The sequence below is a fragment of the Herbaspirillum rubrisubalbicans genome, assembly GCF_003719195.1.
GTDB classification, from domain to species: domain Bacteria; phylum Pseudomonadota; class Gammaproteobacteria; order Burkholderiales; family Burkholderiaceae_D; genus Herbaspirillum; species Herbaspirillum rubrisubalbicans.
The window spans coordinates 1,596,880-1,610,119 of sequence record NZ_CP024996.1; the positions used below are offsets into that span (position 1 = coordinate 1,596,880).

General features: G+C 63.2%; 12 protein-coding genes. 10 read left to right on the forward strand and 2 right to left on the reverse strand.

The window, feature by feature from the left end:
- Positions 1–5: 5 nt before the first annotated feature.
- From RC54_RS07065 to RC54_RS07105, 9 genes are all read left to right on the forward strand, one after another.
- Positions 6–806: an aspartate dehydrogenase gene (locus RC54_RS07065; protein WP_017454067.1), complete on the forward strand. Its 801-nt coding sequence runs from the start codon at positions 6–8 to the stop codon at positions 804–806.
- Between the two features lie 25 nt (positions 807–831).
- Positions 832–2,307: an aldehyde dehydrogenase gene (locus tag RC54_RS07070; protein ID WP_174526081.1), complete on the forward strand. Its 1,476-nt coding sequence runs from the start codon at positions 832–834 to the stop codon at positions 2,305–2,307.
- 19 nt (positions 2,308–2,326) lie between these two features.
- The gene (locus tag RC54_RS07075) at positions 2,327–3,298 is read left to right on the forward strand and encodes a VOC family protein (protein ID WP_061789044.1); all 972 of its coding nucleotides are present in this window, start codon (positions 2,327–2,329) and stop codon (positions 3,296–3,298) included.
- Positions 3,299–3,332: 34 nt separating this feature from the next.
- Positions 3,333–4,493, forward strand: a complete 1,161-nt coding sequence (locus RC54_RS07080) for an FAD-dependent monooxygenase (RefSeq protein WP_058894749.1) — start codon at positions 3,333–3,335, stop codon at positions 4,491–4,493.
- A 92-nt stretch (positions 4,494–4,585) separates the two neighbouring features.
- Positions 4,586–4,819: a recombinase-like helix-turn-helix domain-containing protein gene (locus tag RC54_RS07085; protein WP_017454967.1), complete on the forward strand. Its 234-nt coding sequence runs from the start codon at positions 4,586–4,588 to the stop codon at positions 4,817–4,819.
- A gap of 40 nt (positions 4,820–4,859) precedes the next feature.
- The gene (locus tag RC54_RS07090; protein WP_061789126.1) at positions 4,860–5,900 is read left to right on the forward strand and encodes an aromatic ring-hydroxylating oxygenase subunit alpha; all 1,041 of its coding nucleotides are present in this window, start codon (positions 4,860–4,862) and stop codon (positions 5,898–5,900) included.
- A 38-nt stretch (positions 5,901–5,938) separates the two neighbouring features.
- Positions 5,939–6,886 carry a PDR/VanB family oxidoreductase gene (locus tag RC54_RS07095; protein ID WP_061789045.1) on the forward strand — a complete coding sequence of 316 codons (948 nt, stop codon included), beginning with the start codon at positions 5,939–5,941 and terminating at the stop codon, positions 6,884–6,886.
- 251 nt (positions 6,887–7,137) lie between these two features.
- The gene (locus RC54_RS07100; protein WP_231739025.1) at positions 7,138–8,223 is read left to right on the forward strand and encodes a porin; all 1,086 of its coding nucleotides are present in this window, start codon (positions 7,138–7,140) and stop codon (positions 8,221–8,223) included.
- 200 nt (positions 8,224–8,423) lie between these two features.
- Positions 8,424–10,085, forward strand: coding sequence for a methyl-accepting chemotaxis protein (locus tag RC54_RS07105; protein WP_058894752.1), 1,662 nt, complete (start codon positions 8,424–8,426; stop codon positions 10,083–10,085).
- Here RC54_RS07105 and tcuC read toward each other — a convergent pair.
- Together tcuC and RC54_RS07115 are read right to left on the reverse strand one after the other, a co-directional pair.
- Complete coding sequence (tcuC, locus tag RC54_RS07110) at positions 9,986–11,290, reverse strand: MFS transporter (protein WP_058894753.1); 1,305 nt, start codon at positions 11,288–11,290, stop codon at positions 9,986–9,988. The genes RC54_RS07105 and tcuC overlap by 100 nt on opposite strands.
- A 57-nt stretch (positions 11,291–11,347) precedes the next feature.
- Positions 11,348–12,145 (reverse strand): substrate-binding domain-containing protein, encoded by a 798-nt coding sequence (locus RC54_RS07115; RefSeq protein WP_058894754.1) that lies wholly within the window; start codon positions 12,143–12,145, stop codon positions 11,348–11,350.
- A 109-nt stretch (positions 12,146–12,254) separates the two neighbouring features.
- Between RC54_RS07115 and RC54_RS07120 the strand changes: the two genes are divergently transcribed.
- Positions 12,255–13,163 carry a LysR family transcriptional regulator gene (locus RC54_RS07120; RefSeq protein ID WP_058894755.1) on the forward strand — a complete coding sequence of 303 codons (909 nt, stop codon included), beginning with the start codon at positions 12,255–12,257 and terminating at the stop codon, positions 13,161–13,163.
- The last annotated feature ends 77 nt before the right edge of the window (positions 13,164–13,240 follow it).

Below are 13,240 nucleotides of genomic sequence, written 5' to 3' on the forward strand. Positions count from 1 at the left end.
AGCGCATGTTGCACGTATCGATGATCGGATGCGGGGCCATCGGCCTGGGCGTCATGGAGATTTTGAAAAGCGATCCCGAGGTCGCCTTCGACCTGGTGGTGGTGCCCGAGGCGCACATGGAGCGTGCTCGCAGTGCTGTTTCCACGCTGGCGCCTGCGGCGCGGGTGGTATCGCGGCTGGGCGAGGAGCGGCCCGATCTGTTGATCGAATGCGCAGGTCACCAGGCCATCGGCGAACACATCATTCCAGCGCTGCAGCGAGGCATTGCCTGCATGGTGGTGTCCATCGGTGCCTTGTCCGAGCCTGGTCTGGTGGAGCAGCTGGAAGCCGCCGCCCGCACCGGCCACACCCAGGTGCAACTACTTTCGGGTGCCATCGGCGCCATCGATGCATTGGCCGCGGCCAAGGTCGGCGGCCTGGACTCGGTGGTCTATACCGGCCGCAAACCACCGCAGGCCTGGAAAGAGACCCCGGCCGAGAGCGTGGTTGACCTGGATGGTCTGACCCAGGCCGCCATGATTTTTGAAGGCAGCGCTCGCGAGGCTGCGCGCCTCTATCCGAAGAACGCCAATGTCGCCGCCACCCTGTCGCTGGCCGGTCTGGGCCTGGATGACACCCGCGTGCGCCTGTATGCCGACCCCGGCGTGAGCGAGAACGTCCACCACGTGGAGGCGCGCGGCGCCTTCGGCGGCTTCGAACTGACCATGCGCGGTAAGCCCCTGGCGGCCAACCCCAAGACCTCGGCGCTGACCGTCTATAGCGTCGTGCGCGCCCTGGGCAATCGTGCCCATGCGCTGTCGATCTGAGCATTGCAAGGATAGGCCCACCATGATGAACCTCAAGGAAATACTGCCCATCTGCATCGCCGGCCAATGGTGCCTGGGCAGTGGTGAACTCTACGCCACCCACTATCCCGCTACCGGTGAAGTGGTCGCTACGCTCCATGCCGCCAGCGTGGCCGATGTGGAAGAAGCCATCGCCGGCGCCGACCTGGCCTTTCGCAGCAGCGGCTGGGCGCACAAGAAAGCGCATGAACGCGCCGCCGTGCTCTATCGCGTGGCGCAACTGATCCGCGAACGCAGCGAAGCGCTGGCACAGATGCAGCGCCTGGACAATGGCAAGCCGATCAGCGAAACGCGGGCCCTGGTCGCCAGTGCCGCAGCCACCTTCCAGTTCTTCGCCGCCGCCTGCGAGACGCTGGAAGAAACGCTCACACCGATGCGCGGCGACAATCTCACCATGAGCCTGTATGAGCCCATGGGCGTGGTGGCCGCCATCACGCCCTGGAATTCGCCCATTGCCAGCGAGGCACAGAAGATGGCCCCGGCCCTGGCCGCCGGCAATGCGGTGGTGGTCAAGCCGGCAGAAGTGACGCCACTGGCGGCCCTGGAACTGGCGCGCATCTGCATCGAGGCCGGAGTGCCGGCGGGCATGATCAGCGTATTGCCGGGCAAGGGCTCGGTGATTGGCGATGCCATTACGCGGCATCCGCTGGTCAAGCGCGTCTCCTTTACCGGTGGCACCACCACCGGCAAGCACATTGCCCATATCGCCGCCGACAAGATGATGCCGGTCTCGCTGGAACTGGGCGGCAAGTCGCCCACCATGGTGTTCGAGGATGCCGATGTGGATCACGCGGTGGCCGGTGTGCTCTACGGGATCTTCAGCAGTTCCGGTGAATCCTGCATCGCCGGTTCGCGCCTGTTCGTGGCACGCACGCTCTACGATGGCTTCATGGAGCGCCTGGCTGCGGCTGCCGCCGCCTTGCGCGTGGGCGATCCGGCCGATGCGCGCACGCAGATGGGGCCGCTGATCACGGCACGCCATCGCCAAGGCATCGAGCGCTACGTCGAACTGGGCGTGGCCGAGGGGGGACGTATCCGTACCGGTGGCGTGCGTCCCCAGGGGGCGCAGTTCGAACGCGGTTACTACTACACGCCCACCATCATCGAAGGGGTGAGCAACCAGCAGCGCATCTGCCAGGAAGAAATCTTCGGCCCGGTGTTGGTGGCCATGCCGTTCGACGATGAAGACGACCTGATCGCGCAAGCCAATGACAGCGTCTACGCGTTGGCCGCCGGTATCTGGACGCGCGACTACAAGCGTGCCTGGCGCATCGGCCGGGCGGTGCAGGCGGGCAATGTCTGGATCAACACCTACAAGCAATTCTCGATCTCGACGCCCTTCGGCGGCTGGCGCGACAGTGGTCTGGGACGCGAGAAGGGGCGGCTGGGCATCCTGCAATACATGGAGCAGAAGGCCATGTACTGGGGCCTGAACCAACAGCCGCTGCCCTGGGCTGGCTGAACACGGAGGAGAGCACAACATGGACGTATTGGGAATCGACGAAATCATCTACGGCGCAGACGACTTGCCGACCTGCCGCCGCTTCTTCCTCGACTGGGGGATGGCGCTGGTGCAGGAAAGCGCCACCGAACTGGTCTTCGAATCGCAGAACGCTTGCCGCGTGATCGTGCGCGACAGCGCCGACCCCCGCTTGCCGGCGGCTATCGAAGAGGGGCCGACGCTGCGCGAAGTGGTGTGGGGCGTTGCTTCGCCAGCCGTGCTGGACAAGTTCGCCAGCCGCATCGCCGGCCTGCCGGGCTTCGTCAATGACGGCAAGCGCGTGGGGTGTCGCGATCCCAACGGGTTGGCGGTGCGCTTCCAGGTCTCGCTCAAGCGTGAGGTGACACTGGAATGCGCGCGTATGAATACCTGGAACGAGAAAAATCGCATCAACCAGCGCAGTCCTATCTATGAGCGTGCCACCCCCATCGAAGTGGGGCATGTGGTGTTCTTCGTCAAGGATGTGAAGGCTTGTGAAAAGTTCTATTGCGAGCATTTCGGCTTCGTGCCTTCGGACCGTTATCCGCAGCGCGGCGCCTTCCTGCGCTGTGCCGACGTCGGCGGCCATCACGACATTTTCCTGCTGCAACTGCCGCAGGCACGTGCCGGCCTGAACCACGTGGCCTTCACCGTGCGCGATATCCATGAAGTCTTCGGTGGCGGAATGCATATGTCGCGCCAGGGTTGGGAGACGCAACTGGGTCCGGGCCGCCATCCGATTTCCTCGGCCTACTTCTGGTACTTCAAGAATCCCGCCGGCGGCCTGATCGAATACTACGCCGACGAAGACCAGCTCGATGCCCAGTGGGAGCCGCGCGAATTCGAACCCGGCCCGACGGTATTTGCCGAATGGGCCATCGACGGCGGTATCGACGGCCATACGCGCCGTCAGAAAAATGCCCAGGGCCCCAGCGGCAAGTTCCTCACCGACCGCGCCGCGGCGGACAAATAGCAGGTCGGCAGTCATTTCAAGAAAGGAAATCCAGATGTCCTTCAAGATCGCAATCCTGGGCGCCGGCATCGGTGGCCTGACCGCCGCCATTGCCTTGCAGCGGGCCGGTCATGAGGTGGTGGTGTATGAGCAGTCCCGGCAATTCCTGCGCGTGGGCGCCGACATCAACCTCACCCCCAATGCCGTGCGTGCGCTCGATGGCCTGGGTATCGGTGAGGCCGTGCGGCGTACTGCGGCGCGGCCCACCCATCGCATCAGCCGCACCTGGAACACCGGCGAAGAAACCTCGCGCCTGGCCATGGGCGATACCGCTGAACAGAAATACGGCGCACCGCAACTGACTATCCACCGCGCCGATCTGCTGGCGGCGCTGGCCGAGGTATTCCCGCTGGAGCAGGTGCGCTTTGCCAAGCGCGCCGAGCAGATCAGCGAGCAGGGCGATGGTCTCCACCTGCACTTTGCCGATGGCAGCCGTGAGCGTGTGGATGTGCTCATTGGCGGGGATGGCATCCACTCGGCCGTGCGCACTGCGATGTTCGGTGCGGAACGTCCGCGCTTTACCGGTGTGGTCGCTTTCCGTGCCGTGGTGCCGGCCGCCAAGGTAGCGTCCCTGCCCAACCTGCAGGCCTTCACCAAGTGGTGGGGCCCCAATCCGCAAAGCCAGATCGTCACCTTCCCTTTGAATCGCGGCCAGGACATCTTCATCTTTGCCACTACCGCGCAGGAGAGTTGGCACCTGGAATCCTGGACCACTCCAGGCAATGTAGAGGAGCTGCGCGAGAGTTACGCCGGTTACCACCCCGATGCCACGGCCTTGCTGGACGCCTGCGATGAAGTGTTGAAGACCGCGCTCTACGAACGTGACCCGCTGCCGGCCTGGGCGCGCGGCAACATGGCGCTGCTGGGCGATGCCTGCCATCCGATGATGCCCTTCATGGCACAGGGAGCCGGCATGGCCATCGAGGATGCGGTCGTGCTGGCGCGGTGCCTGGCCAGGGCGACGGCGCTGGAGCAGGTGGCAGCTTGCCTGCATACCTATGAGCAATTGCGCATGGAGCGCGCCTCGACGATCCAGATCGGTTCACGCGGCAACAACTGGCTGCGCGCAGGCGGCAATGCCGACTGGGTCTATGGCTATGACGCCTGGAGCACGCCGCTGGATGCCTCGTGCACCGTCCAAGCTGTTTCTGCGTGAGCCTGTCTGCTCAGGCAGGACCCGCGTCAGAACCACGATTTTGTTCCCCTGCGCGAGCGTATCGGCGAGCGCATCAACAATGGAGGCCAATGATGGTTGCAACTGTTACCGATGTCTATCTCAACCCGCACCAGGCGCGTCGCCGGGCGCCCACTCAGTTCGAAGACCTGCTGGGCGACGCCATCGAGCGCGCCTATGCCGCTGGCATCCACGAATTGAGCGCACTGGTGGCGCATCTCAATCGCACCGGCCCCAGCTGCCCCTACAACGATGGCGTCTGGACCGAAGACAACTACCAGCAAGAGATTGCGCGCCTGGCTGCCTGATCCGCAGCGCCAAGCCACGCCCCTACAGGAGATGACCGAAATGAGAACTGCCGCCCATGATGCCGTCGATGCCGTCCTTGCCGTCGGCCTGAAAGACTTGTGGTACCCGATCTGCCCCTCCGAGTTCGTGGCTGAAAAGCCGGTCTCGCTGCGTCGCCTGGGCAAGAAATTCGTGTTCTGGCGCGAGCCCTCGGGGCAGTTGCACGCGCTGGAAGACCACTGCCCGCACCGTGGCGCGCCCCTGTCCATGGGCATCCCCATGGGCGATCGCATCGCCTGTGGCTATCACGGCGTGCAGGTGCGCTTCGACGGCGTGGTCACCAGCGTGCCCGGCAGCCCCGGCTGCAAGCTGGAAGGAGCCAAGGCCACGCGCCGCTTTCACGTCACCGAAGCGGCTGGTGCCATCTTCCTCTACAACAGCCTGGAAGACGTTGACACGCCACCACCGCTGCGCCTGCCGGAAGAATTGACCAGCCCCGAGTATTCCCACTTCCTGTGCTACACCGAATGGAAGGGCGACTATCGCTACGTGCTCGACAACGTGATGGATCCCATGCACGGCACCTTCCTGCACAAGCAATCGCACTCCATGGCCGAGGGCGACAACACGGCCAGTTTCGGCATCCGCGAGACCGACATCGGCTTCGTCTTCGAAAAAGAAGGCCAGCGCGACGTCAACTTCGACTGGACCGAATGGGGCGATACCGGTCTGCACTGGATGCGCCTGGCCATTCCCTATCCCAAGACGGGTGGCCCTGGCGGCAGCTTCGTCATCATCGGCAGCTACACCCCCATCGTGGAAAACATCGCCGCGGTATTCCACTGGCGCTGCCGCAAGCTGACCGGCTGGCAGCGCGATACCTGGCGCTTCCTGTATCGCAACCGCCTGGAAGCGCGCCACTGGAATGTGCTGGAGCAAGACCGCGTGGTACTGGAATTGATGGAGCCCGACGCCAACCAGCGCGAAATGCTGTACCAGCACGACATGGGCATCGTGCGCCTGCGACGCCACCTGCGCGGATTGGCCAAGGCGCAACTGGCGCGCCAAGAAGAACGGGCGGCAGCCAAGGCCGCCGCATGAACTTGTTTGAACAAATCTGATGGGATGGTGATGCAGTCATGAGCAGTCCTCTTCTTTCCGTGCGTGTGCAGGCCATGCGCTTTGAAGCGCAAGGCGTCATCAGCGTTGAACTGGGCCTGCCCGAGGAGGGCGAGTTGCCGCCTTTCGAGGCCGGCGCGCATATCGACCTGCACCTGGGCAATGGCCTGGTGCGCAGTTATTCCCTGTCTAATTCCCCCACCGAGCGGCATCGCTATGTGGTGGGCGTGTTGCACGATCGCAGCAGCCGGGGCGGTTCGCGCTATGTGCATGAGCAGTTGCGGGTCGGTGCCACGCTCAGCATTTCGGCGCCGCGCAACCATTTTCCGCTGGATGAAGCGGCGCCCTTGTCGGTACTGATCGCGGGCGGGATCGGCATTACCCCGATCTCCTGCATGTACCACCACCTGCGCGCCCAGGGCAAGGAAGTGGTGCTGCATTACTGTGCCCGCTCGCGCCGGGAAGCGGCCTTCACCCGTCAGTTGCTGGGGCAGCCAGGGGTGTCCAGTCATTTCGATGATGAAGCCGGGTGCGCGCCGGACTTGCGCGCCGTGCTCTCGGCCTATCCGCAGCAGGCGCATTTCTATTGCTGCGGCCCGACACCCATGCTCAATGCCTTCGAAAGCCTGTGTGAAGAACTGGACCTGCCCCATGTCCACATCGAACGCTTTGCCGCAGACAAACTGGCAGCGCTGCCCAGTGGCAGCTACGTGGCCGAACTGGCGCGCAGCAAGGCCAGCGTCACTGTGCCGGCCGGCAAGTCGCTGCTGGATGCCTTGCTCGACGCCGGCATCGAAGTCGAGCATAGCTGCCGCGAAGGGGTATGCGGCGCTTGTGAAACCAAGGTGCTGGAAGGTGAGCTGGAGCACCGCGACGGTGTGCTCAGCAAGGCCGAGCGCGCGGCCGGTAAGACCATGATGGTGTGCGTATCCGGTTGCAAGGGTGCGCGCCTGGTACTGGATCTCTAGTCACACGGGCGCACGACCATGCCCCTGCCCAGGCAGCGGGCATTTTTTTGAGCCCGATGAAATTTGTGGAACGACGATTCATAGGTGAAACGAATATCGCCGAATCCCGGGCCACCCGGCCAGTCCCCCACCGACCATGCGGTGGCGGGGTGGCCGGCAGAAATCACCTTTCCTGCGCACGGGGCACAGGGGAGCAGTGAGTCAATGCGGCCTGGCCGCGTGTTGGACTTTATTCGTTGAAGGGGAGTTTGATGAAGAAGTTAATGATGGCCGCAGCGGCATCCTGCCTGTCTGCGAGCGCCTTGGCGCAGAGCAGCGTTACCATCTACGGCAGCCTCGATGCTGGCGTAGCCTATATCAACAACCTCAATGGCGGATCGGTGGCGCGCCTGGACCAGGGCACGATGCAGCCGGATCGCATCGGCTTTCGCGGCAGCGAAGACCTGGGCGGCAATCTGAAGGCGGTGTTCCAGCTCGAAGCCGGCTTCTACACCGATACCGGTGCTACCCCCAATGCTTCCAAGCTGTTCAACCGCTACAGCACCGTCGGCCTGGCCGGCGACTTCGGTGCGCTGACCCTGGGCCACATGCCCGACGTGGTGTTCGACTACGTGGGCAAGCTCTCCAACGGTTTCCAGCTCACCAACTGGTACCTGTTCCACCCGGGTAACCTGGACAGCCTGGCCAACACCTACCAGTTCGACAATGCGGTGCGCTATACCTCGCCGACCCTGGGGGGCTTCCAGGGCAGTGTCATGGTGGGCTTCGGCGAAGTGGCCGGCGACAGCAGCAATGGCCGCAACATCAGTGCTGGCGGCACTTATACCAATGGCCCATGGCGCGCTGCACTGGCCTATTCCAAGCTGAACAATCGCGCCGCAGGCTATGCCGGCACCTTCCTCACCAGCGTCGGCCTAGGCAATGCAGGAACGGTCTTCAATAGCCTCACCACCACCGCTGGCGGCTTGGGCTACACCATCGGCAGCGTGCGCCTGAACACCGCCTATACCCAGGTCAAGCTGGCCCTGCCCAGTGGCGCCACCCCCAAGCAGAAGAACCTGGATCTGGGCGCAGCCTGGCGCTACGCGACGCTCGATACGATCAACCTGGGCTATGGTTTTTCCAAGCTGCAAGGGGCGCGCTGGAATACCTTGAGCCTGTCGCATGTGCATGAATTTTCCAAGCGCACCCAGTGGTATGTACAGGCGGCCTACCAGCGGGCCGGCGGCGATGCCCGTTTTGCAGTCATGAATGGCACCGGGGCGTCGGGTGCGACCGGCGTCTCCGGCGGTCGCGGACAGATGGTCACCACCATCGGTATGCATCACTCGTTCTAAGGCCATCTGCGGATGGCTGGCATCACCTTCTGTGCATAGTCTGGTCTTGCGGACAGCGACCCTGGAGCGGGTCGGTGTTTCGTAGTGCCTTGGGCGGGGAAGTGGTCTTTCTCCGCCATTTTTTTATCCAGATCGAATTCATTGTCGGACGGCATCGCTGCAACGTCCGTCGGCATTCTTGCGTTGCGGAGAAAAACATCATGATTGCAAACCTCAAACTGGGTGCCCGACTGGGGTTGGGCTTCGGCCTGGTCTTGACGCTGCTGGCCGGGATCACGGCACTGGCCATTGCCAGTCTCTCCACGCTGCACCAGGGAACCCGCCAGATCGTCGAGGACCGTTACCCGCAGGTATTGCTGGCCAATGACGTCCTGTTACGCATCAGCGAAAATGCCAGCGCCATGCGCAACCTGCTACTGCTGGACGACCATCAGCAATTGACCGAAGAAGTGGCCCTGATCGCCAAGGGCGAGGCGGCCATCGGCGAGGATCTCTCCAGGTTGCAGGCGCGCCTGTCCAGCGAGCAGGGGCGCAAGTCCTTCGCCGAGATACAGGCCCTGCGGGCTGCGTACCAGCAGGGCCAGCAACGCTTTTTGCAACTGGCTTCCACCGGCGCCACCATGGACGCGGCGCAATTGCTGCTGGGTAGCTTGCGGCAGGAGCAGGATAGATACATCGCACGTCTGAAGAGCTATATCGCGGTCGGCAGCCAGATGATGGAACGCAGCGGTCAGCAGGCCGCCGATCAATACCATCAAAAAACCCTGATCATGCTGGCCATGGCCATGCTGGCGGTAGCCGTGGGCGGCTGTTTTGCCTGGTGGGCTACGCGTTCTGTCACGCGACCGGTGCGCCATGCCGTGGAGGTGGCGCAACAGGTGGCCGATGGCAACCTGTGCCATCAGATCCAGGCCGGCGCGCGCGATGAAATCGGTCAACTGCTGGAGGCGCTGCGCCAGATGAATGGCAGCCTTACCCGCATCGTCTTCGACGTGCGCAGCGGTGCTGAGACCATCGCTGCGGCCTCCTCCGAGATCGCCGGTGGCAATCTCGATCTTTCTTCACGCACCGAGCAGCAGGCCGGTTCGCTCGAAGAAACCGCGGCTGCGATGGAGGAACTCACTTCCACCGTACGCCAGAATGCCGATAACGCCCAGCAAGCCGACCGCCTGGCCGCCGAGGCGTCGGCGGTCGCCGCGCGTAGTGGCGAGGTGGTGCAGCAGGTGGTCTCGACCATGCACGGCATCAGTGCAGCCTCGCGCCGTATCGTCGATATCATCGGCGTGATCGACGGGATTGCGTTCCAGACCAATATCCTGGCCTTGAACGCAGCGGTGGAAGCGGCGCGAGCCGGCGAGCAGGGACGGGGGTTTGCGGTGGTGGCCTCGGAAGTGCGTTCGTTGGCACAGCGTTCGGCCACTGCGGCCAAGGAGATCAAGGCGCTCATCGATGATTCCGTGGCGCAGGTCGATATCGGAGGACGTCTGGTGGAACAGGCGGGGTCGACGATGCAAGAGGTGGTGGGTAGTGTCGGACGCGTCTCGCATATCGTCGGCGAGATCAGCATGGCTACGCAGCAGCAGCGTACCGGGATCGAACAGGTCAATCAGGCCATTACCCACATGGATGAAACCACCCAGCAAAATGCTGCGCTGGTGGAACAGGCCGCAGCCGCTGCCCAGTCCTTGCAAGACCAGTCGCAGCGGCTGCGTGAGTTGGTGGGCGTATTCCGGCTGCAGCAGGAGCCGCCGCTGGTGCTATTTCAAACGGACGAGGTGAGCGCCGCTGCTGTGGCTCCCTTGCCGCGATACAGCACCAGCGTGGCAATCAGTCCGCAGACGGCGGCAAAGCTCATCCAGTAACCCGGTGCGGCCTTGTCGCCCGAGGTTTCGATCAACCAGGTCGAGACCAGCGGCGTGAAGCCGCCGAAGATGGCGGTGGCCAGGCTATAGGCCAGCGAGAAGCCGACCGTGCGCACGTGGGCCGGCATCACTTCGGTGAGCGCCACCACGGCCGCGCCGTTGTAGCTGGCGTAGAGGAAGGACAGCCACAGTTCGGTGATCAGCAGGTTCTTGAAGCTGATGTCCGAGACCAGCCAGGACATCACCGGATAGGCCGTCAGCAAGGTCAACAAGGTGAAGGCCACCAGCACCGGACGACGTCCCACGCGGTCCGACAGCGCACCCATGATGGGCAGCCAGCAGAAATTGGACAAGCCCACGCAGAAGGTCACGATGAGACTGTCGGAGGCCGACAGCTTGAGCACGTTCTTGCCGAAGGTCGGGGTATAGACCGTGATCAGGTAGAACGACACAGTCGTCATCACCACCATCATCATGCCGGCCACCACGATCTTCCAGTTCTGACCGATGGAGGTCATGATCTCGCCGAAGCTGGGATGACGCTTGCGCGCCAGGAATTCCTCGGTCTCCTGCAGCGAGCGGCGGATGATGAAGATGGCCGGCACGATCATGCAGCCGATGAAGAAGGGAATGCGCCAGCCCCACTCGCTGATCTGCAGCGGCGACAAGGACTGGCTCACCAGGTAGCCGATCAGGGCCGAGGCCATGATGGCGGCCTGCTGGCTGGCCGACTGCCAGCTCACGTAAAAGCCCTTGTTGCCGGGCGTGGCCATTTCGGCCAGATAGACCGACACGCCACCCAATTCCACCCCCGCCGAAAAGCCCTGCAACAGCCGCCCGGTCAGCACCAGGATCGGTGCGGCCATGCCGATGGTGGCGTAGCCGGGCACGAAGGCGATCAGCAGCGTGCCGAGGGCCATGATGGCCAAGGTCACGATGAGCCCCTGGCGACGACCTACGCGGTCGATGTAGCTGCCCAGGATGATGGCGCCCAGAGGACGCATCAGAAAGCCCGCACCGAAGGTGCCGAAGGTCAGGATCAGCGAGACGAACTCGTTGTCCGACGGGAAGAAAGTCTTCGAAATGTAACTGGCGTAGAAGCCATACAGGAAGAAGTCGAACATCTCCAGGAAATTGCCGCTGGTCACACGCAGGACGGTGGACAGCTTGGAGTGTCGTTTGGCGGTTTGGGTTGTTTTGGTCATGTCGGTCTCTCTCTTTCTCTCTCTACTGCAGTACTTCAGCGCTTTTCTTCACATTCTTCAGCGCGGTGCCGGATCCAGGCCCGACGCCTTGATGGCGGCCTCGGCTTCTGGCGAAGCGAGGAAGTCCAGCAATTCCTTGGCGGCCTGCGGCTCATGCGTGCCCACCACCACACCGGCCGAGAAGGGCGTCAGTTGCTGGGCACTTTCGGGGATGGGGCCGATGATGTCGATGCCCTTGACGGGCTTGAGCTCGGAGATCTGCTGCAGTCCAACTTCGGCTTCTCCACGCGCCACCACTTGACCCACCGGCTCGGCCGGGATCATGCGTGCCTTGTAGGCCATCTGCTGGTCGATGCCCAGACGCTTGAAGAGCTTGGTGGAGAGGAACACGCCGCTGGCGCTGTCCGAATAGACCACCGAGTGCGCGGTGAGCAAGGTACGCTTGAAGGCGTCAAGGGTGGAAATATCCGGCTTCGGGGCGCCAGCCTTGACGGCCAGGCCGATGCGCGAGAGCGCCAGCAGCTTGTGTTCGGACTTGGAGACCTTGCCCTCTGCGACCAGCTTGTCCAGCGAGTCGCCCACCATGATCACCACGTCGATGTGCTCGCCGCGCTGCAGGCGGTTGGGGATGGCCTGCGGCGTCTGACCCATGGAGGGGCCCCAGCCGGAGATGAGCTTGTGGCCGGTCTTCTTTTCGAAGACGGGCGCCAGCGCCTTGTAGGCGGCGGCGAAACCGCCCGAGCTGACCACGTGGATATCGGCGGCGGCAGCCAGCGTGCTGACTGCGCCCAAGGCCAGGGCCAGCACGCTGCGCTGGAAGAGGGTGGTGCGGGAGGTACGGAAAATACGGTTCATGCGGATCTCCTGTTAGCGTTTTAATTTCGCTGTGATTGGGATGAGACCCGGCAGTTTGAGTAGAATCCTTTGAAAAGTTAATTGCATTTAATCTGTGGATTGATAAAAAATGCGCATCAATATCGAGACCGCCGAATTACAGGCCTTCATTGCCGTAGCGCGCCAGTCGAGTTTTCGCGCTGCCGCCGAGGGCTTGTTCATCACCCCGCCGGCATTGAGCCGACGCATTGAGAACCTGGAGCAGGCCTTGCAGGAACGGCTGTTCGACCGCACCACCCGACGCGTCTCGCTTACGCCTGCCGGCGAGCTGTTCCTGGTTCATGCCCAGGCCGTCATGGAAGAGCTGGAGTTGGCCGTCAAGAGCGTGGAGCAGGGCATGGCGCAGCGGCGCGAGCATGTGACGGTGGCGTGTGTGCCCTCGGTGGCCAACAATCTGCTGCCACGGGTATTGAAGCCTTATGCGCGCAGTCATGCCAATGTGCGGGTACGCATCATCGATGAGAGTGCCGCCGATGTTCTGGAGAGCGTGCGCAAGGGTGAGGCCGATTTCGGCGTCAACTTCATCGGGGCGCAGGAAGCCGAGATCGATTTCCAGGAACTCACGCGCGAGCGCTATCTGGCCGTGATGCCCGCGCAGCATCCGCTGGCTGCGCACACCACGCTGAGCTGGAAATTGCTGGCCGGTGAAAAGCTGGTGTCGCTCTCTTCGAGCAGTGGCAATCGCAGCCTGATCGACAACGCCTTCTCGCGAATGCCGCAGCGCCCTGTCATCCAGTACGAGACCAATCACGTGGCCGCCGCAGTCAGCCTGGTCGCCGCCGGCCTGGGCGTGGCGCTGCTACCGGAGCTGGCCCTACGCAACGCCCCCTACAAGGGCATCGTGGCGCGACCATTGACGAGTCCGGTATTGAGCCGCTCCATGGGCTTGATCATGTTGAAGGGGCGGGTACTGAAACCGGCTGCCGCGACGCTGGCGCAAGCCTTGCGCGATGCCCTTGCCGGCCAGGCAAGAAAATGATTTTCTGTAGTGGTCTACTGCCTAAATTTTGTGCGGTTTATTGGGAGGACAGGCGGGGACGCCGCTTGCGTCGGGCG